Here is a 17,709-nt window from a genome sequence, read left to right on the forward strand (position 1 = left end):
CAGCCACTGCTTGTGCAGGCCCTTCTCGGCCGAGTTCGGGGCGTCGATCTTGGTCAGCGTGCCGTCGTCGCCACGCAGGTAAAGCTCGTTGTTGTAGAACGCCAGCGTGCGGCTGACCAGGTTGCGCTCGAAGCCCGGGGTGTCATCGTGCATCGCCGCGATGTACATGTCTTCCGGCTTGCCTTCGTACACCACGGTGGCCGAGGCCATCGGCGTGCCGCGCTTCCACAGCTTGGCCACGCGCGGATAGCCGGACGTGGTCATCGTGCCGGCACCGAAGTCGGTGTAGACGAACACGGTGTCGCGGTCGACCCAGTTGAGGCCCCCCTTCGACTCCGGACGGAAGAAGCCGTCCTTGATCCAGGTCTTGTTGGCCAGGTCGAACTCGCGGGTGACGTCGGCGTCGGCGCCGCCGCGCGACAGCGCGATCAGGCAACGGCTGTAATCCGGGCGCAGGCAATCGGCGCCGTGCCAGACCCAGTTCTCACCCTCGGCCTTGTTCAGCGCATCCAGGTCGAGCACGGTCTCCCACTGCGGCGACGCCTTGCGGTACTCGGCCAGGGTGGTGCGCCGCCACAGGCCGCGCTCGTGCTGCTGGTCTTTCCAGAAGTTGTAGTAGTAGTCGCCGATCTTCTGCACGCCCGGAATCTTGGCATCGGAGTCGAGCACCTCGCGGATGCGGGTCTCCATCTGCTTGAAGGCCGGGGTCTGCGCCAGGCGCGCCTCGGACTTGGCATTCTGTTCCTTGACCCAGGACAGCGGCTTGTCGCCGGTGACGTCCTCCAGCCAGGCGTAGCGGTCGGTATCTTCAGCGGCCACGGCGGTCCCCACCGAGGCAGCGGTCATCATGCCGGCCAACAGGCAGGCGGAAGCGAGTCGTGACATTGCAGCTCCAGGCAGTCATAAGCCGTGGAACGCTAGCACGGAATGCCGCGGCCTCCCCCGTGTCGAAGGTCAGGCCGTGGCCGCCGGGCCGCGCCGGCGACGCGCCTGTCCACCGGTACGCCGCACCTTCGGCAGCCGCGACAGGCGCGGCAGCGGGAAGCGCAACAGCGCCCACCAGGCCGCGAGCGGCATGCCGATCAGCCACATCGGCAGCCAGCCCAACCACGCGCTGCTGCCACGTGCCGCTGGCCAGACCAGTACCAGCGCCAGTCCGGCCAGCACCAGTTGCCGCACGCCACGCAGCAGGCGCGGGTCGGCGCGTTCGATGATGCGTTCAGTTGCAGGGTGACGGACGGAACGTGTGTTCATGGGCCTTCTCCGGTAGACAATGCAACACAGCTTGGGCAAGCCCCTTCTCACAGATTGCGACACCATTGACGGATCGCGCACGCTCAGTCGACCATGCTCAGGCAAAGCCCTCCTGAGCCCGCTCCCGCATGACTTCGATCCGCCCGCTCTGCGCCGTGTTGCTGGCCCTGTCCCTGGCGGGCCCCGCCATGGCGGTCGGTGAGCCGCCATCACCCCGTGCCAGCGCCCCGCGCGCCGATCCGGATGCCCCGATCGACCTCAAGCGCTTCATGGGCACCTGGTACGTGATCGGCCGCGTGCCGAACTTCATCGAACGCGGGCACGTCGCCAGCGTCAACGAGTACGAGTTGCGCGACGAGCACAAGGTCGGCATCACCTACCGCTACCGCGACGGCTTCGGCGAACCCCTGCAGGAGATCCGCGCACGCGCCAGCGTCGACCCGGACAGCGGCAACCACGGCTGGCGCACCTGGTTCTACCGCGTGGTGCCGACCCACTCCCGGGTGCTGGACGTCGCCCCGGACTATTCGTGGGCACTGATCGGCTACCCGGGCCGCGAGATGGCGTGGATCTTCTCGCGCACGCCGGACATGGACAAAGCCCTGTACAAGGAGCTGGCCGAGCGCCTGCGCGACGAGTACGGCGTGAACACCGACAAGCTCAAGCGCGTGCCGCAGCACGTCGACCAGGTCGGCAAGCTGGGCTACGAAGTCCCGAACGTGCGCTGAGAAAGCGTCGCCGGGCATGGCCCAGCGCTACCTGAACGATACCGGGCCATGCCCGGCGGACGTGACGTGCCTTACGCCGCCCGCGGCTGCACGCGGCGCTCGATCTCGCCAAGCGTGGGCAGCGTCTTCAAGTCGTAAGTCGCCTGCAGCGCCAGCCACGATGCGGCATCACCTCCGAAATGGCGCGCCAGCCGGGCAGCAGTGTCGGCGGTGATCGCACGTTCGCCATGGACGATGGCATGCAGGCGGGTGGCCGGAACATCCAGTTCCCTCGCCAGTGCATTCACGCTCAGAGCCAGCGGGGAAAGGAACTCCTCTCGCAGGATCTCGCCGGGATGGATGGCCCGCATGCGATTGTTGGTTGGCTTCATGGCGAATGCCTCAGTGGTAGTCAACGATTTCCACGGATTGCGGACCGCTGTCGGTCCAGATGAAACACAGCCGCCACTGATCGTTGATTCGCAGGCTGTGCTGCCCTTTGCGGTCGCCAGCCAGTGCCTCCAACCGGTTGCCGGGCGGACTGCGCAGGAACGCCAGCGTCTGTGCCGAGTCAAGCATCTGCAGCTTGCGTTCCGCTGCCCGTCGAATCGGCAGCCAGGCGCGCACGCAGTGGCCTTCAAACAAGGCGCGGGTGTGCTTGCAACGGAAGGACCGGATCATTCCGCAAAACGTATTACGTCACACGGAATATACCAAGCAACTGGATGTGCTGCCAGTCCCGGTTCGGTGATTCAGGTTTTCAATGGATCGATTGCGTCATGCCGCCGCCGGGCATGGCCCGGCGCTACCCGAACGACGCCGGGCGACGCCCGGCACCGGGTTACTTGCGGCTGTAATGCGCGACCAGGCGGTCGCCGAGCATCTGCAGCAGCTGCACCAGGACCAGCAGCAGGACCACGGTGACCAGGGCCACGTCGGTGTGCGAACGCTGGTAGCCATCGCGGAACGCCAGGTCGCCGAGGCCACCGGAACCGATCGCACCGCCCATCGCAGTGAAGCCGATCAGGGCCACGGTGGTGACGGTGGCACCGGCGATCAGGCCGGGGCGCGCTTCCGGCAGCAGCACGCGGGTCACCAGCTGCCAGGTGGTGGCGCCCATCGCCTGGGTCGCCTCGATGACGCCTCGATCCACTTCGCGCAGCGCGGTCTCGACCAGGCGCGCATAGAACGGCGCTGCGCCGATCACCAGCGGTACGATCGCGCCGCGCACGCCCAGCGAGGTTCCCATCAGGAACAACGTGACCGGAATCAGCACGATCATCAGGATGATGAAGGGCACCGAGCGCAGCAGGTTCACCACCAGTGCCAGCGCGCCATAGGCGAACGGCCTCCGCTTCATCTGTGGTGCGCCGAACAGGTACAGCAGCACGCCCAGCGGCAGGCCGATGGCCAGGGTCAGCGGCAGCGAACCGAGCAGCATCAGCAGGGTGTCGAAGGTGGCCTGGCCGATGTCGGCCCACTTGCCCGCATCCAGGTGACGGAAGAAGCCGCCAGCAGCAGCAATGATCATCGACGCAGCTCCTCGACGTGCACGCCGGCGGCCACGAAGGCAGCCTGCGCGGCGGACTGGTCGCCGCCCACCAGGGCGACCACCAGCTGGCCATACGGGGTGTCCTTGATCCGGTCGATACGCCCGGACAGGATGTTGTAGTCGACCCCGGTCTGCCGCGCGACGCTGCCGAGCAGGGGTTCGTAGGTGTCGCCACCGAGGAAGGTCAGGCGCACGATACGGCCGCCAACGGCATCGAAATCACGGTGCAGCGCGCCCTCGTCCACATGCTCCGACTCGCTGACGAACCGGCGCGTGGTCGGATGCTGCGGGTGCAGGAACACCCGGGTGACCGGACCGGTTTCGACCATCTGGCCGGCATCGAGCACCGCAACGCGGTCGCAGACACGGCGGATCACGTCCATCTCGTGGGTGATCAGCACGATGGTCAGGCCGAGCTCGCGATTGATCTTCGACAGCAGCGACAGCACCGAAGCAGTGGTCTGCGGGTCGAGCGCACTGGTGGCCTCGTCGCACAGCAGGATCTGTGGACGGGTCGCCAGCGCGCGGGCGATACCGACGCGCTGCTTCTGGCCACCGGACAGCTGCGCCGGATACTTCTGCGCATGCGCTTCCAGGCCCACGGTCTGCAGCAGCTCGGCCACGCGCGCGTCGATTTCCGCCTTCGGCGTGCCGGCCAGTTCCAGCGGGAAGGCGACATTGCCCGCCACCGTGCGCGACGACAGCAGATTGAAATGCTGGAAGATCATGCCGATGCGCCGGCGCAGCGCGCGCAGGCCGTCCGCGTCCAGCGCGGTGACATCCTCACCACCGATCAGCAGCCGGCCACCGCTGGGTTCTTCCAGGCGGTTGATCATGCGGATCAGGGTCGACTTGCCGGCGCCGGAATGGCCGATGATGCCGAAAACCTCACCGGCCTCGATGGTCAGGTCCAACGGTTGCAGCGCGCTGATCTCGCGGCCGGCAACGGCATAGGATTTGTGCAGGCGCTGGAACTCGATCACGGGCGTGGCTCACCGGCTGGGTGACGGAAGGGGGCGTGCAGCCTACCAGCGCAGGCGGTCGCGCGCCCGCGCCATGGGCCAGAATGTTATTCCTTTTGGTTCTAACGTACCTGCTCCGGCGCGGGTTCCGGGGTCGGATCCCCGCAGGGGCTCTGACCCCGCTTCCCGGCCAAACCGGTTCAGGGATGATCCAGCGGCTTCGGCGGCTCCTGCCGGTTCACCCGCTCGCGGTGCAGCAGGTAAAGCCCCGAAGCCACGATGATCGCCGCGCCCACCCAGGTATAGCCATCGGGCAGCTGGCCCCAGAAGGCCAGGTCCCAACCGATCACCCAGACCAGCCCGCTGTACTCCAACGGCGCGATCATCGAGGCCTCGCCCAGCTGGAAGGCCCTGGTCAGGGCGATCTGGCCCAGCGCCCCGGCCAGGCCCATGCCACCGATCAGCGGCGCATGTGCCAGCTGCAGTGGCACCCAGCCGGGAAGGGCCAGCAGCCCGGCACCGATGGCCATGATCACCAGGAACCAGACCACCATCGACTGCGAGGTATCTGTGCGGGTCAACAGGCTGACCGTGATCGCGGCTACGGCATAGGCGGTGGCCGCGGCCAGCACCATCAGCCCCGGCACCGAGATGAAGCCATCGACGCCCGGCCGCAGCACCACCAGCACACCGACCAGGCCAATCCCGATGGCGACCCAGCGCCGTGGCCCGACCCGCTCGCCCAGCAGCGGCACCGACAATGCGGCGATCAGCAGCGGGGCAACGAAATAGATGGTGTAGGCAGTGGACAGCGGCAGGTCGCGCAGGGCGAACACGAAGCAGCCGATCATCGCCATGCCCAGCGCACCACGCAGCAGGTGCAGCCCCCAGCGGCGCGGCACCAGTGAACGCGGCCCGGCGCTGGCCAGCACCCAGACCAGCACGAACGGCAACGAGGCCGCGCCGCGCAGGAAGGTTACTTCCAGGGTGGGGTAGCTGGCCGACAGCTGCTTCATGCCAGCGTCCATCAGCGAGAAACAGGCGACTGCAGCGACCATCCAGGCCACCGCACGCGAAGGGGAGCGTTGCACGTTCATGGCCCATTATCGCCCGGTCGTCGCTTTCTGTAGAGCCGAGCCCACGCTCGGCTGCCCTTCACAAAGCCGCCGAGCGTGGGCTCGACTCTACAAAGGGCGGGCATGGGGCCCTCGCGATAGAATGGCTGCCACTGAATCCTGCGGAGCACCGCCCATGCCTTCCTTCGACGTCGTGTCTGAAGTCGACACCCACGAACTGACCAACGCCATCGACCAGGCCAACCGCGAACTGGCCACCCGCTTCGATTTCAAGGGCGTGGATGCCAAGTTCGAACGCGATGGCGATGTGATCAACCAGTTCGCGCCGACCGAGTTCCAGCTCAAGCAGATGAACGACATCCTGCGTGCACGCCTGGCCGCGCGCGGCATCGATGTGCTCAGCCTCGAATTCGGCGACATCGAGACCAACCTGGCCCAGGCCCGGCAGAAGATCACGGTCAAGCAGGGCATCGAGCAGAAGATCGCCAAGAAGATCGCCGCTGCGCTGAAGGAGGCCAAGCTGAAGGTTGAAAGCCAGATCAATGGCGACAAGCTGCGCGTGCAGGGCAAGAAGCGTGATGACCTGCAGGACGCCATCGCCGTGCTCAAGGCCGGCAAGTTCGAGCTGCCGCTGCAGTTCAACAATTTCCGCGATTGATCTGGCCGCCGGGCATGGCCCGGCGCCGGCACCTGCGGTAAGACGGCGCGTTGCAAGCGACGCGCCTACAATGTCCGCCCCGCCAGCCGACGTGCCCGCCATGACCGACGCCCAACTGCCCACCGAGGACCCGATCGCCGCCACCCGCCTGTGGCTGGAACGCATCGTCATCGGCCTGAACCTGTGCCCGTTCGCCAAGGCGGTCTACGTGAAGGACCAGGTCCGCATCGTGCTCAGCGATGCGACCACGACGGAAGCCCTGGTTGAGCAGCTGGCCGAGGAACTGGTCCTGTTGCGCGATACGCCGGCCGAGCAGATCGATACCACGCTGATCGTGCATCCGCAGGTGCTGACCGATTTCCTCGACTACAACGACTTCCTCGACAACGCCGACGCGGCGATCGAGGCGCTGGACCTGCAGGGCATCCTGCAGGTGGCCAGCTTCCACCCCGACTACCAGTTCGACGGCGTGGCCGCGGACGACGCCAGCAACTACACCAATCGCGCGCCCTTCCCCACCCTGCACCTGCTGCGCGAAGACAGCGTGGCGCGCGCGGTGGACGTCTATCCGGATCCGGACGTGATCGTCGAGCGCAACATCCAGACCCTGGACCGCATCGGCGTGGACGGCTGGCATCGCCGCCTGCGTGGCGAAGACCTGTCGTGAGCACGGTGCCGCCGATTGCCGCTTGGCCGGCCGCGCCGCTGTCGGGCAAGGTGGTGCTGGTCACCGGCGGCGCCAACGGCATCGGCCGTGGCATCGCGCAGGCCGTGCTCGGCGCCGGTGGCCGCGTGCTGATCGGCGACCTCGACGTGGAGGCCGGCGAGGCGTGCCTGGCGGAATGGCAGCGTGGTGAGGATGCCGCGTTCCAGCGCCTGGACATCACCAACGAAGCCAGCGTGCGCGCCTTCATCGCCGTGGCCCTGCAGCGTTTCGGCCGCATCGACGGCCTGGTCAACAACGCGGGGATTGCCAGCCCGCACGGCACGCTGCTGCAGGACATGGACTGGGACGAGTGGCAGCGCCGGCTGTCTTCGCTGCACGGCGCGTTCCTGTGCAGCAAGCATGCGTTGCCGGCGCTGACCGCCAGCGCCGCCGGTGCGATCATCAACATCGCTTCGACCCGCGCCTGGCAATCCGAAGCACACAGCGAAGCCTATGCCGCAGCCAAGGGCGGACTGGTGGCGTTCACCCATGCGCTGGCGATCAGCAGCGGCCCGGCGGTGCGGGTGAACAGCATCAGTCCCGGCTGGATCGGCACCTGCGAGTGGCAGGCACCCTCACGGCGACACGCACCGGAGTATTCGGCCACCGACCATGCGCAACACCCGGTCGGCCGCGTCGGCCAGCCGGAGGACATCGGTGCGTTGGCCGTGTACCTGCTGTCATCACTGTCCGGTTTCAGCACCGGCCAGGATTTCATCGTCGACGGCGGCATGACCCGGAAGATGATCTACGCCGAATGACCGCTGTGCGGTAGCGCCGGGCCATGCCCGGCGGCTCTTCTTGCCGCGCCGCGCTGCGCGCTCGCCGGGCATGGCCCGGCGCTACCGGGATGCACCGCGTTTTTTTGCGTTTACGCCATGCCCGAGTGGCGCAGCAGCGCATCGATCTGCGGAGCACGGCCGCGGAACGCCTTGAAGTTGTCCGCCGCCGGGCGGCTGCCACCGCGCGACAGGATCTCATCACGGAAGCGTGCGCCGGTTTCAGCCAGTGCCTGCGGCGCTTCCTCGAAGGCGGCATAGGCGTCGGCGCTGAGTACCTCGGCCCACTTGTAGCTGTAGTAACCCGCGGCGTAACCGCCCGCAAAGATGTGGCTGAACTGGTGCGGGAAGCGGTTCCAGGCCGGCGGGTGGTTCACCGCCACTTCCGCGCGCACGCGGTCGAGCAGCGCCAGCACGCTGTCCTGCGCTGGTTCGAACTGGCTGTGCAGCAGCATGTCGAACAGGCCGAACTCCAGCTGGCGGACGGTGGCCATGCCGCTGTGGAAGTTGCGCGCGGCCAGCATGCGCTCGTACAGCGCGCGCGGCAGCGGCTCGCCACTGTCCACGTGCGCGGTCATCGCCTGCAGGTGGTCCCATTCCCAGCAGAAGTTCTCCATGAACTGGCTGGGCAGCTCCACCGCATCCCATTCCACGCCGTTGATGCCAGCCACGCCCAGTTCGCCGATGCGGGTCAGCAGCTGGTGCAGGCCGTGGCCCATCTCATGGAACAGCGTGGTCACTTCGTTGTGGCTGAAGGTGGCCGGCTTGCCGTTGGCACCGCGGCCGAAGTTGCACACCAGGTAGACCAGCGGCGTCTGCACGCTGCCGTCGGTGCGCACGCGACGGTTGCGGCAATCATCCATCCACGCCCCGCCGCGCTTGCCCTCGCGGGCGTACAGGTCCAGGTAGAACTGGCCAACCAGCGCGCCCTGCGCATCGACCAACCGGAAGAAGCGCGCATCCTCGTGCCACACCGGCGCGCTGTCCTCCTGCACGCGCAGGCCGTACAGCTGCTCGATCACCGAGAACAGGCCACCCAGTACCTTCGGCTCGGTGAAATACTGCTTCACCTCCTGCTCGGAATAGCTGTAACGCGCCTGCTTCAGGCGGTCGGCGGCGAAGGCCAGGTCCCAGGCCTGCAGGCTGTCGATGCCGAGCTGTTCGCGCGCGAACTGCTCCAGCTCGGCGCGGTCCCTGGCCGCGAACGGCTTGGCACGCGCGGCCAGGTCACGCAGGAAACCGAGCACTTCGGCCGGGTCCTGCGCCATCTTGGTCGCCACCGAGTAATGGCCGTACGAATCGAAGCCGAGCAACGCAGCCAGTTCGGCGCGCAGGGCAAGGATGCGGTCGATGTTGCCGCTGTTGTCCAGTGCGTCATCGCCGAATTCGGACGCACGCTGGGCGCTGGCGCGGTACAGGATCTCGCGAAGGTCGCGGTCCTCGCCCCAGGTCTGCACCGGCAGGTAGCACGGCATCTGCAGGGTCAGTTTCCAGCCGGCCTTGCCGTCCTTCTGTGCTGCGGCATGCGCGGTGGCCTTCACGTCTTCCGGCAGGCCCTTCAGCCGCGCTTCGTCTTCGATGATCAGCGACCAGGCATCGGTAGCGTCGAGCACGTTCTGCGAGAACTTCGCCGACAGCGCCGACAGTTCTTCCTTGATCGCAGCAAAACGCTGCTGGGCCTCGGGCGCCAGCTCGGCGCCGCCGAGGCGGAAGTCGCGCAGGGTGTTGTCCAGCACCTTGCGCTGGGCTTCATCGAAATGCGCCGCCTCCGGGCTGGCGGCCAGCGCCTGGTACTGCCGATACAGCGCCAGGTTCTGCCCCAGCGCACTGGCGAAGCGGGTCACTCGCGGCAGGTTGCTGTTGTAGGCCTCGCGCAGCTCCGGGGTGTTGACCACGCCCTGCAGGTGGCCGACCAGGCCCCAGGCGCGCCACAGGCGCTCGGTGGCATCGTCCAGCGGGGTCACGAAGGTCTGCCAGGTGACCGGCTGCACCTGCTCGGCTGCGCTGACGGCGGCTTCGGCCTCGGCCAGCAGCACATCCAGCGCCGGCGCCACGTGCTCGGGGCGGATCGCCTCGAAGCGCGGCAGGCCGGAAAAATCGAGCAGGGGGTTGGCAACGGTCACGGCAGGTCTCCAGGGTACGGGCCCGGCAGGCGGGCAGCCCGGTAGATATGGCGCTGCCAGGCATCGCTGACAAGGGGGCACGGCATTCACATCGGCCTTACGCACGCCCCCCGAAGCTCTGGGTGCGGGGGAGTCCGCAGCGGCACGTACCGAACGAGGCCCTACATGGATGGTCTGGCTGCAGTTGCATCCGCCTCACCGGCGCGGTCGCTGGCACTGTCTGCCAGCGCGGCCGAACTGGCCTGGATCGCCGCGCTGTGCGATGCCGGCGACGACGCCCCGCGCCACCTGCAGCAGTTGCAGGCGGTGCTGCAGCAGGGCGGCACGTTCAATGAAAGCCAGGAGTGGTACCCGTTCGAAGTGGTCGAGCGCGGCGCCAGCCAGCTGCAGCTGGGCCATGAGCGCGAGTTCGTGATCTGCGTGCTGCTGTGGTTGCAGGCATTGGCCCAGGGCCGCGCCAGCATCCTGGATCCCACCCTGCACCTGGATGATCGTGCGATGGACATCGAGGCGTTGCCTGATGCGCTTCGCGACGCGGTGCTCGACGCGTTCACCGCGGCGGGGTACTGAGACACCGTCGCTTTCGCCGGCATGGCCCCGCGCGAGCGTCGTCCGTGCTACAGCGCTTCCAGGCTGCACCACGGCAGCTCGGGCAAGCCCTGCCCGGCCACCGCAGCGGCCAGCTGCGCATCGGCGCCGTCGACATCGATACCCTGGCGCAGGTACCACGCCGGGTCGTAATAGCTCTGCGCATAGCGTTCGCCGCTGTCGCACAGGATGCTGACGATGCTGCCCCGGTGGCCCGCCTCGCGCATCCATTGCGCCGCCTGCAGCACGCCGATGAAGTTGGTGCCGGTCGAGCCACCGACACGGCGGCCGAGCTGGCGGCTGACATGGCGCATCGCGGCCAGGCTCAGTGCGTCGGGTACCTTGACCATCGCATCGACGCTGGTCGGGATGAAGCTCGGCTCCACCCGTGGCCGGCCGATGCCTTCCACGCGCGAACCACCAGTGCAGGTCAGGTCGCGCCAGTCCTGTTCACCGGCCACGGCGGCCCGGTAGCCGTCGAAGAACACCGACACTTCCGGGTCCGCGCACAGGATGCGGGTGTCGTGGCGGCGGTAGCTGACATAGCGGCCCAGGGTGGCGGCGGTACCGCCGGTGCCGGGGCTGCACACGATCCATTCCGGAACCGGGCTGGGCTCTTCGGCCATCTGCTTGAAGATGGACTCGGCGATGTTGTTGTTGGCACGCCAGTCGGTCGCGCGCTCAGCGTAGGTGAACTGGTCCATGAAGTGGCCACCGGTTTCACGGGCCAGCTTCTCCGAATCACAGTTGAGGTCGCAGGCACGTTCGACAAGATGGCAGCGGCCGCCTTGGAACTCGATCGCGGCGATCTTTTCAGGCGAGGTGGTGGCCGGGATCACTGCAATGAACGGCAGGCCGAGCAGGCGCGCGAAATAGGCTTCGGACACCGCCGTCGAGCCGCTGGACGCCTCGATCACCGGTCGCCCTTCGCGCAGCCAGCCATTGGCCAGCGCATACAGGAACAGCGAGCGCGCCAGCCGGTGCTTGAGGCTACCGGTGGGATGGCTCGACTCATCCTTCAGGTACACATCGATGCCCTCGAACCCGGGCAGCGCCAGCGGGATCAGGTGGGTATCGGCGGAGCGGTTGAAATCGGCTTCAATCTTGCGGATGGCGGCGGCCACCCATTCACGCTGTGACATGGCGGGCAATCGTTGTCAGGACGGAACGGTGCGATCCGGCCATTGTACGTCGCGGTGCCGTCAGGTGCTGGCCGGTAGAATGCCCCCATCCGGCCGGCAACGGCCCTGTCTGAAGGACCTCCCCCCATGACCATTCCCGCCCTGCGCGATGTCCCCGGCGTCGCCGCCCAGGCCCCGGCCGAAACCACCGGCTTCGTGTTCAACCACACCATGCTGCGGGTGAAGGACATCACCGCCTCGCTGGACTTCTACACCCGCGTGCTCGGCTACCAGCTGATCGACAAGCGCGACTTTCCCGAAGCCCAGTTCAGCCTGTACTTCCTGGCCTACGTCCCAGCTGGCGTGGCGGTTCCGGAAGATGACAGCCAGCGCCGCCTGTGGATGGCCGGCCTGCCGGGCGTGCTGGAACTGACCCACAACCACGGCACCGAGAGCCAGGACGGCGCGGTCTACCACGACGGCAACAGCGACCCGCGCGGCTTCGGCCACATCTGCGTGTCGGTGCCGGACATCGAGGCGGCCTGCCAGCGCTTCGAGGACCTCGGGGTAACCTTCCAGAAGCGCCTGACCGACGGCCGCATGAAGAACCTGGCCTTCATCAAGGACCCGGACGGCTACTGGGTCGAGATCATCGCCAACGTCTGACCCGGAAAGGGGCACAATTCCGGTAGCGCCGGGCCATGCCCGGCGGCCTTGAGCAGGCCGCGCTGCGCGCTCGCCGGGCACGGCCCGGCGCTACCGACTCCGTCCCCTTTTTGAGGTTCGTATGGAAACGATGGAACTGCACCGTGGCCGCCTGATCGACCACATCCAGCTGGTGGTGCGTGACCTGGCCGCCAGCCGCCGCTTCTACCAGGCAGTGTTCGATACGATCGGCGTCCCACTGGGCGGCGAAGGGCCAGACTTCTTCTGGGCCGACGAGCTGTTCATTTCCAGCGCCAGCAGCCGTGCCGCCGCCGGCCAGTTGACCGGCCGCCACCATCTCGCCTTCCAGGCCCGCGACAGCGCAACTGTTGACGCCTTCCACACTGCCGCGATCGCCGCCGGCGGTACCGACAATGGCGCGCCAGGCGAACGCCCCTACCACCCGGGCTACTACGGCGCCTTCGTGCTCGACCCCGATGGCAACAACATCGAAGTGGTCTATCACGGGCCGGCGAACTACAGCGCCGATTCGGTGAAGGTCACTTTCTGATATCACCGGCGCCGTGAACGAAGAAGCCGGGCTATGCCCGGCTTCTCTGCTTCCAGCGCTGCGGCCCTCAGTGGGCGGCCATGTAGATGTCCTGCAGCACTGCCTTTTCCAGTTCCAGCTCGCCCAGCAGGTTCTTCACGATATCGCCCAGGCTGAGGATGCCGACCAGGCGGGTGCCTTCAGTGACCATCAGGTGACGGCGCCGCGAGTACGTCATCAACGACATGGCCTGTTTCAGCGTGGCGTCCGGCGCAATGCCCTCCAGACCGGTGGACGGCAGGCTGGAAATCACCCGGCGGCCGGCCTGCGGGCCGTCGTCGGCCAGGGTGCGCACGATGTCCTTCTCGGAAATGATGCCGACCGGGGCATCGTCCTTCATCACCACCAGCGCAGCGATCCTGTTCGCGCTCATCTTGTGGGCGGCGGCACCGATCGTGTCTTCGGCATCGATGGTGATGACAGCTTCTTTCTTGGATTGCAGGAGTTCGCGGACGTTCATTCTTGTTTCCTGGTGCAGGTCACTGAAGTCAAAAAAGTGTGCTCTTCCGATACGCCCCCTCCCCGGGAACAGACCTTTCAGCGCACGTCTGGCGCACCCGGCTGCCGCTTGGAATGACTCGGCAGACGATGTGCTGCAACGCGAACGAGGCGGGTTCAATCGCTCAACCCGAACCTCGGCCAGATCGATTCTACGACTGCGACCCTCGGTCACTACCGGCATCGATAGGACAGTTCGTCGTGGGAACCAACTGACGATCCAGAGAATGGCACCACGGCTGAAACCGAGGCTGAATGCCGTCCTTTCAAGCCGCTCAAGTTCCTCCCCTCGCGGCCGACGCATGCACAATCGCCCGGCCGTGCAATGTCAGGAGAACGGCCGCCAGCTGCCAAGAATCGTCTCGGTGAGGTCTGCGCGGCCCTGCCACCGATAGGCGATGCGAACACGCCACTCGTTCTTCCGATAAGGCACCGGCACCGACGCTGCCGAACTCACCGTAGTAAGTGGTACGTTCGGCATCGAGCTTGTCCCAATTGTGCCAACCGGACTGCACGATGGGCAGGCCCACGTTGGACTGCAGGAACAGCGTGCGCGCGAACAGCCACCAAGACCGGCCCAGGTGGGCGGTACCCGCGCCTTCGCCATGCTGCAGCACGCGGCGAAACACGTAGCCGAATCGCTGTGCTTCCAGCGTGGAGGCCGCAGCTATCCAGCCCAGCTTGCCCTTGGACACGATCGTGCAGTCATCGAACAGCGCCGTGGCCACGCCGAAGATGAAATCCAGCGTGCCTTCGACATAGCAATCCTTGAAATGCAGCACGCTGACTTCATGTGTGTACAGCGTGTCCTAGTTGCCAAGCAGGCGCACGTTGCGGAAGCCCCCTGCGTGGCAGGCCGGCGTACAGCGCCAGGGTCTGGCCGACATTGCCTGAGGTGCTTTCGATGGTCAGGCATTCGGCGATGAACTCATCGCCAAAGACGTACACCGTGGCCAACCACTGGTGTGCATTGCCTTGCCGGAGACCTGGTTGACCAGGTCGGCGTAGTTGTTCCAGTTGAGGATGGACGCAGCGGCTGTCGCAACCGGCACGCCGCACCCTGCGCTTGGAACAAATCGACGTATTGCAACACTTTCGAGCTTTCCAACTTTTCTCATTGGCGGGCAAGGCCATCCATGAGAAACATATACCGCCACCGAAAACGGATGGCACGGGCTTGCAATCCCGTTTGAAGTGTCTGGCGGTTACGCTTGTCTGCCGGCGTCGCTCATTCCCTGTGGGTGGCGCCGGCAGGCATTCTGCTCGCGCACCTATGGCGGGCGGTGCGTGGGGGCCTCGTGCCCGCCGGCTTTTTCGTCAGATGCTTCACCGGTATTGCAACCACGCACTGTCCGCCACCCTCGCTGTTAAGCAGGGTGGCCTCTTTGCCGCATGCATAAGGAAGCCGCCATGAGCACCACACGTTACCCATATCTGTTCGCCATGCTCGGCGAAGCCGCCAACGCGCTGCCCGATGAGATTGCCCAGCCGCTAGAAACCACCCTTGCCGCCCAGCAGAGCGATGGTGGCATCACGCTGCTGGGCAGCCTGCAGCGCATCCGGCAGGTGGACGCCGCAGACGGCCATCCGCTGCAGCGCAAAGGTCGCAGCCCGGGGCAGTGCATGGCCCTGGCACGCATCAACCGCGCCAATGCCGGACTGACCGTGCTGCTGGAACTACTGCACGCCAGCGAAAGAGTGCGTGTGGATGGCGACGAAGCGCAGCAGGTAGGCAACGACGTGCGCGAGGGGCTGCTGCTGGCCTGCCGCGGGTTGTCCGAATATGTGGATGTACAGGTGCAGGCCGCCTGAGGCTATTCTGCCAAGCATGGCCCGGCGCTACCGATATTGGGAGAGTCAAGCCCCACGGCACCGATGTTGGCCGCGCAGCACCAGCCGCACCGCCGCTCGCCGGGCCTTAGCGGGTCGGGCAGAAGCAGTACAAGGTTGCTTTGCTCTCCCAATTGCTTGAGAAAACACGGCCAAATTCGGGCGTTAATGTGCCACCAAGGTACTGGCCAAGCTCTGCAGCACTTCATTTGGACTTTTAGTTATGAATTCTCCACTTTGCAGTGGACCAACGACAACATACTATCCATATCTTATTAACCCGACTCACTTACGACCGACGTATAACCATCTTCAATTCGTGCAACGGGGACCAAGAGGGGTTTCAACCTGAGGCTCTCAGCATGCGGCCAGTTCAACACGCTCCGCGCACAGCATAGTATCGAGAGTTGGCCGCTACACAGACGACGGCCAACTTCGTAAGGCAGGCAGTGATGGCTACTTCTTGCGTATTGCGGAAGACGTTAGCCTCTGAGTCTGCAGGCGTTCCATATGAACCGCAGTTACATTGATCTCACCAGAACCAACATATGGTTGGAACCGCATAGGAGCTACGCAATGGCAAGGAATGTTTTCTTCAGCTTTCACTTCAACAATGATTTCTGGCGCACGCAGCAGGTCCGAAACATGGGCTCGTTGGAAGGCCAGAAGCTCTACACTGCCAACGAATGGGAAGATGTAAAGAAAAACGGAAGCGATGAGATCGAAAAATGGATCGATAGGAGCCTGATTGGAAAGACCTGCGTAGTCGTACTCGTTGGCGCCGAGACCGCAAACCGGCCTTGGGTTATAACGGAAATCGTCAAGGGCTGGAACTCCGGCAAGGGCGTCGTTGGCATTCGCATCGACAAGCTCCTCGATGACGATTCACGTCCCTCTACTGCCGGATTGAACCCCTTCGATAAGGTCCATCTCAAGAGTGGTACGGTGCCCCTTTCAGACCATGTCAAGTTGGTCACGCCGGTCGGCGCTGACAGCAAGGCGGTCTATGCACACATCCAGGCCAACATTGAGCAATGGATTGAGGAGGCCATTGAAATCCGGAGCAACTATAAGCCTTGAGCTTTAAGGACACTTCCTCGCAATGGATGAGCGATGACAATGAACAGAGTGGCGTTGAGCCGTTTCCTCAGTGAGTATCCCGATGCATTGAACGATGGCGTGGGAGCGATCTTCGTTGGTGCCGGCGTCTCGATGGCGGCCGGCTATCCATCTTGGTCAGAGTTACTCCGTGACATCGCCTTGGAACTGGAGGTGGACACAAAGAATGTCCACGACTTGGCGGCGCTCGCTCAATGGAGCATCTTGGAGAATGGTGGCTCCACTCGGGTACGTACGGTCATCAAGAACGAGATAGGGCCTGACAAACCGATTCCCGAGACGGTCCAGATCATCTCACGCCTGCCGGTCCGACATATCTGGACGACCAACTACGATCGATTAGTCGAGCGTGCGTTTGCATCCATCAGCCGACCGCTCGACGCCATCTCAGGCCCAAAGGATCTGGCACTAAGGGCAACGCCTGGCGCCGCGCTGCTCTACAAAATGCATGGATCCGTGAATCGGCTCGACGATGTCGTCATATCTACCGACGACTATGAGCTGTTCCGCTCCAAGCGTGGCCAGTATCTGCCACTCTTCCAAGCTCATCTGACCAGCATGTCCATGCTGTTCATTGGCATCAGCTTCACCGATCCAAACATTCGCCATGTCCTATCCCTGATCCGGGAAAGCTTCACCGATGCGCCTCCAGAACACTTCGCCATCGTGCGTGCGCCCCAAAGGACCGACTTCACTAGCGAAGGCGAGTTTGCTGCACGCAATGCTCAGCACAGGCTATGGACGAAGGATCTGAAGCGATATGGGCTGCTTGCGGTGGAGGTCAGTGACTACGCTGAGATTCCCGCACTACTGCGTCAAATTGAGAGACGAGTTTCTGCGCGCAGAATCTGGGTGAGTGGCAGTTGGCCCCTTGAGAGAGGGGGCTCTGAGTCCGCTGCCATCCACGCGCTGGCCGAGGACATCGGCCGGCGAATCGGTGAATCCGGGAGGCATCTGGTAAGCGGAGCCGGTCTATTGGTCGGGTCAGCGTCATTGTCGGGATTCTTGGCGGCACTGCGCTTGAGTGGCGGGTGGGACCTTGAAAGACGGCTGATCGCGAGACCTTTTCCTCAGCCATTGACGGGCACCCAGCCCAACCAAGAAGAGTGGGACGCGCTGCGGATAGAACTCGCAAGACAATCAGGCATCGCCATTTTCATAGGCGGCGCCAAGATGGTTGACGGCGCGCTGGAAGTTGCTCAGGGAGTAGAACGTGAATCTGAAGTCGCTATGCATGCAGGCGTATTCCTACTTCCCGTGGGAGCCACAGGTGGCGCCGCTCAGAAAATCAGCAGTCAACTGCTTGGATCAGAGCTCGCCTCATCTGGTCAGGATGCTCAGAGACCTACAGATGAAGAGCTAGTAGCGCTCTCTTCTCCGGCACTACTTGATAGTCAAGAAGGACGTCGCGATCTAGTCTCCATGCTGTTCAAGATCATTGACCGGATAGCGCTCGCTCGCTGAATACCCAACAAGGAAGG

General features: G+C 64.9%; 21 protein-coding genes and 1 pseudogene. 10 read left to right on the forward strand and 12 right to left on the reverse strand.

Features of this window, described 5'->3' with window-relative positions; all coding sequences use genetic code 11:
- Both AB839_RS14215 and AB839_RS14220 read right to left on the reverse strand, forming a co-directional pair.
- Positions 1-885 (reverse strand): annotated as a pseudogene (locus tag AB839_RS14215) (prolyl oligopeptidase family protein); the annotation flags it as partial.
- A gap of 69 nt (positions 886-954) precedes the next feature.
- Positions 955-1,254 (reverse strand): hypothetical protein, encoded by a 300-nt coding sequence (locus AB839_RS14220; protein WP_061479865.1) that lies wholly within the window; start codon positions 1,252-1,254, stop codon positions 955-957.
- Positions 1,255-1,382: 128 nt separating this feature from the next.
- On the opposite strand from AB839_RS14220, the gene AB839_RS14225 reads away from it, so the two are divergent.
- On the forward strand, positions 1,383-1,982 hold the full coding sequence (locus AB839_RS14225) for a lipocalin family protein (RefSeq protein WP_061479866.1): 600 nt from the start codon (positions 1,383-1,385) through the stop codon (positions 1,980-1,982).
- Between the two features lie 71 nt (positions 1,983-2,053).
- Here the strand turns inward: AB839_RS14225 and AB839_RS14230 are convergent, their stop codons facing one another.
- The 5 genes from AB839_RS14230 to AB839_RS14250 all read right to left on the reverse strand — a co-directional run bounded on the left by AB839_RS14230 (position 2,054) and on the right by AB839_RS14250 (position 5,572).
- Positions 2,054-2,353 (reverse strand): HigA family addiction module antitoxin, encoded by a 300-nt coding sequence (locus AB839_RS14230; RefSeq protein ID WP_061479867.1) that lies wholly within the window; start codon positions 2,351-2,353, stop codon positions 2,054-2,056.
- A 10-nt stretch (positions 2,354-2,363) separates the two neighbouring features.
- Entirely contained in the window at positions 2,364-2,642 is a 279-nt protein-coding gene (locus AB839_RS14235) for a type II toxin-antitoxin system RelE/ParE family toxin (RefSeq protein ID WP_061479868.1), read from the reverse strand.
- A gap of 160 nt (positions 2,643-2,802) precedes the next feature.
- On the reverse strand, positions 2,803-3,492 hold the full coding sequence (locus AB839_RS14240) for a methionine ABC transporter permease (protein ID WP_061479869.1): 690 nt from the start codon (positions 3,490-3,492) through the stop codon (positions 2,803-2,805).
- Complete coding sequence (locus AB839_RS14245; protein ID WP_005419464.1) at positions 3,489-4,496, reverse strand: methionine ABC transporter ATP-binding protein; 1,008 nt, start codon at positions 4,494-4,496, stop codon at positions 3,489-3,491. Before AB839_RS14245 ends, AB839_RS14240 begins: the two co-directional genes overlap by 4 nt.
- Positions 4,497-4,675: 179 nt before the next feature.
- On the reverse strand, positions 4,676-5,572 hold the full coding sequence (locus AB839_RS14250; protein WP_019660712.1) for a DMT family transporter: 897 nt from the start codon (positions 5,570-5,572) through the stop codon (positions 4,676-4,678).
- A 154-nt stretch (positions 5,573-5,726) separates the two neighbouring features.
- Between AB839_RS14250 and AB839_RS14255 the strand changes: the two genes are divergently transcribed.
- The 3 genes from AB839_RS14255 (at position 5,727) to AB839_RS14265 (ending at position 7,676) form a co-directional block, all read left to right on the forward strand.
- Complete coding sequence (locus AB839_RS14255; RefSeq protein WP_005419468.1) at positions 5,727-6,209, forward strand: YajQ family cyclic di-GMP-binding protein; 483 nt, start codon at positions 5,727-5,729, stop codon at positions 6,207-6,209.
- Positions 6,210-6,309: 100 nt separating this feature from the next.
- Positions 6,310-6,876 (forward strand): DUF1415 domain-containing protein, encoded by a 567-nt coding sequence (locus AB839_RS14260; RefSeq protein ID WP_061479870.1) that lies wholly within the window; start codon positions 6,310-6,312, stop codon positions 6,874-6,876.
- Positions 6,873-7,676 (forward strand): SDR family oxidoreductase, encoded by an 804-nt coding sequence (locus AB839_RS14265; protein ID WP_049397114.1) that lies wholly within the window; start codon positions 6,873-6,875, stop codon positions 7,674-7,676. The genes AB839_RS14260 and AB839_RS14265 overlap by 4 nt, the downstream gene beginning before the upstream one ends.
- A 110-nt stretch (positions 7,677-7,786) precedes the next feature.
- On the opposite strand, the gene AB839_RS14270 is transcribed toward AB839_RS14265, so the two are convergent.
- Positions 7,787-9,817, reverse strand: coding sequence for a M3 family metallopeptidase (locus AB839_RS14270; protein WP_061479871.1), 2,031 nt, complete (start codon positions 9,815-9,817; stop codon positions 7,787-7,789).
- A gap of 165 nt (positions 9,818-9,982) precedes the next feature.
- Here AB839_RS14270 and AB839_RS14275 point away from each other — a divergent pair, with 165 nt between their 5' ends.
- Positions 9,983-10,387, forward strand: coding sequence for a hypothetical protein (locus tag AB839_RS14275; RefSeq protein ID WP_061479872.1), 405 nt, complete (start codon positions 9,983-9,985; stop codon positions 10,385-10,387).
- Between the two features lie 47 nt (positions 10,388-10,434).
- On the opposite strand, the gene AB839_RS14280 is transcribed toward AB839_RS14275, so the two are convergent.
- Positions 10,435-11,547, reverse strand: coding sequence for a PLP-dependent cysteine synthase family protein (locus AB839_RS14280; RefSeq protein ID WP_061479873.1), 1,113 nt, complete (start codon positions 11,545-11,547; stop codon positions 10,435-10,437).
- 126 nt (positions 11,548-11,673) lie between these two features.
- Between AB839_RS14280 and gloA the strand changes: the two genes are divergently transcribed.
- Both gloA and AB839_RS14290 read left to right on the forward strand, forming a co-directional pair.
- Positions 11,674-12,192 carry a lactoylglutathione lyase gene (gene gloA / locus AB839_RS14285; RefSeq protein WP_033834977.1) on the forward strand — a complete coding sequence of 173 codons (519 nt, stop codon included), beginning with the start codon at positions 11,674-11,676 and terminating at the stop codon, positions 12,190-12,192.
- 121 nt (positions 12,193-12,313) lie between these two features.
- Positions 12,314-12,742, forward strand: coding sequence for a VOC family protein (locus AB839_RS14290; protein WP_061479874.1), 429 nt, complete (start codon positions 12,314-12,316; stop codon positions 12,740-12,742).
- Between the two features lie 67 nt (positions 12,743-12,809).
- Here AB839_RS14290 and AB839_RS14295 read toward each other — a convergent pair whose 3' ends face one another.
- From AB839_RS14295 to AB839_RS21580, 3 genes are all read right to left on the reverse strand, one after another.
- Positions 12,810-13,241, reverse strand: a complete 432-nt coding sequence (locus AB839_RS14295; RefSeq protein WP_033834978.1) for a CBS domain-containing protein — start codon at positions 13,239-13,241, stop codon at positions 12,810-12,812.
- A gap of 313 nt (positions 13,242-13,554) precedes the next feature.
- On the reverse strand, positions 13,555-14,082 hold the full coding sequence (locus AB839_RS14300; RefSeq protein WP_082783353.1) for a pectinesterase family protein: 528 nt from the start codon (positions 14,080-14,082) through the stop codon (positions 13,555-13,557).
- Positions 14,083-14,187: 105 nt separating this feature from the next.
- Positions 14,188-14,331 carry a hypothetical protein gene (locus AB839_RS21580; RefSeq protein WP_156476669.1) on the reverse strand — a complete coding sequence of 48 codons (144 nt, stop codon included), beginning with the start codon at positions 14,329-14,331 and terminating at the stop codon, positions 14,188-14,190.
- Between the two features lie 358 nt (positions 14,332-14,689).
- On the opposite strand from AB839_RS21580, the gene AB839_RS14305 reads away from it, so the two are divergent.
- The 3 genes from AB839_RS14305 (at position 14,690) to AB839_RS14315 (ending at position 17,692) form a co-directional block, all read left to right on the forward strand.
- Positions 14,690-15,091 carry a hypothetical protein gene (locus AB839_RS14305; RefSeq protein ID WP_061479876.1) on the forward strand — a complete coding sequence of 134 codons (402 nt, stop codon included), beginning with the start codon at positions 14,690-14,692 and terminating at the stop codon, positions 15,089-15,091.
- Positions 15,092-15,685: 594 nt separating this feature from the next.
- The gene (locus AB839_RS14310; RefSeq protein ID WP_061479897.1) at positions 15,686-16,189 is read left to right on the forward strand and encodes a TIR domain-containing protein; all 504 of its coding nucleotides are present in this window, start codon (positions 15,686-15,688) and stop codon (positions 16,187-16,189) included.
- 39 nt (positions 16,190-16,228) lie between these two features.
- Positions 16,229-17,692: an SIR2 family protein gene (locus AB839_RS14315; RefSeq protein WP_061479898.1), complete on the forward strand. Its 1,464-nt coding sequence runs from the start codon at positions 16,229-16,231 to the stop codon at positions 17,690-17,692.
- Positions 17,693-17,709: the final 17 nt, after the last annotated feature.

It is taken from the genome of Stenotrophomonas sp. DDT-1 (assembly GCF_001580555.1).
GTDB classification, from domain to species: domain Bacteria; phylum Pseudomonadota; class Gammaproteobacteria; order Xanthomonadales; family Xanthomonadaceae; genus Stenotrophomonas; species Stenotrophomonas sepilia.

Excerpts from the sequence above, each read along its gene's own strand:
- AB839_RS14220 (WP_061479865.1), bottom strand. The coding sequence starts at position 1,254 with ATGAACACACGTTCCGTCCGTCACCCTGCAACTGAACGCATCATCGAA.
- AB839_RS14225 (WP_061479866.1), top strand. The coding sequence starts at position 1,383 with ATGACTTCGATCCGCCCGCTCTGCGCCGTGTTGCTGGCCCTGTCCCTG.
- AB839_RS14230 (WP_061479867.1), bottom strand. The coding sequence starts at position 2,353 with ATGAAGCCAACCAACAATCGCATGCGGGCCATCCATCCCGGCGAGATC.
- AB839_RS14235 (WP_061479868.1), bottom strand. The coding sequence starts at position 2,642 with ATGATCCGGTCCTTCCGTTGCAAGCACACCCGCGCCTTGTTTGAAGGC.
- AB839_RS14240 (WP_061479869.1), bottom strand. The coding sequence starts at position 3,492 with ATGATCATTGCTGCTGCTGGCGGCTTCTTCCGTCACCTGGATGCGGGC.
- AB839_RS14250 (WP_019660712.1), bottom strand. The coding sequence starts at position 5,572 with ATGAACGTGCAACGCTCCCCTTCGCGTGCGGTGGCCTGGATGGTCGCT.
- AB839_RS14255 (WP_005419468.1), top strand. The coding sequence starts at position 5,727 with ATGCCTTCCTTCGACGTCGTGTCTGAAGTCGACACCCACGAACTGACC.
- AB839_RS14260 (WP_061479870.1), top strand. The coding sequence starts at position 6,310 with ATGACCGACGCCCAACTGCCCACCGAGGACCCGATCGCCGCCACCCGC.
- AB839_RS14275 (WP_061479872.1), top strand. The coding sequence starts at position 9,983 with ATGGATGGTCTGGCTGCAGTTGCATCCGCCTCACCGGCGCGGTCGCTG.
- AB839_RS14280 (WP_061479873.1), bottom strand. The coding sequence starts at position 11,547 with ATGTCACAGCGTGAATGGGTGGCCGCCGCCATCCGCAAGATTGAAGCC.
- gloA (WP_033834977.1), top strand. The coding sequence starts at position 11,674 with ATGACCATTCCCGCCCTGCGCGATGTCCCCGGCGTCGCCGCCCAGGCC.
- AB839_RS14290 (WP_061479874.1), top strand. The coding sequence starts at position 12,314 with ATGGAAACGATGGAACTGCACCGTGGCCGCCTGATCGACCACATCCAG.
- AB839_RS14295 (WP_033834978.1), bottom strand. The coding sequence starts at position 13,241 with ATGAACGTCCGCGAACTCCTGCAATCCAAGAAAGAAGCTGTCATCACC.
- AB839_RS14305 (WP_061479876.1), top strand. The coding sequence starts at position 14,690 with ATGAGCACCACACGTTACCCATATCTGTTCGCCATGCTCGGCGAAGCC.
- AB839_RS14310 (WP_061479897.1), top strand. The coding sequence starts at position 15,686 with ATGGCAAGGAATGTTTTCTTCAGCTTTCACTTCAACAATGATTTCTGG.
- AB839_RS14315 (WP_061479898.1), top strand. The coding sequence starts at position 16,229 with ATGAACAGAGTGGCGTTGAGCCGTTTCCTCAGTGAGTATCCCGATGCA.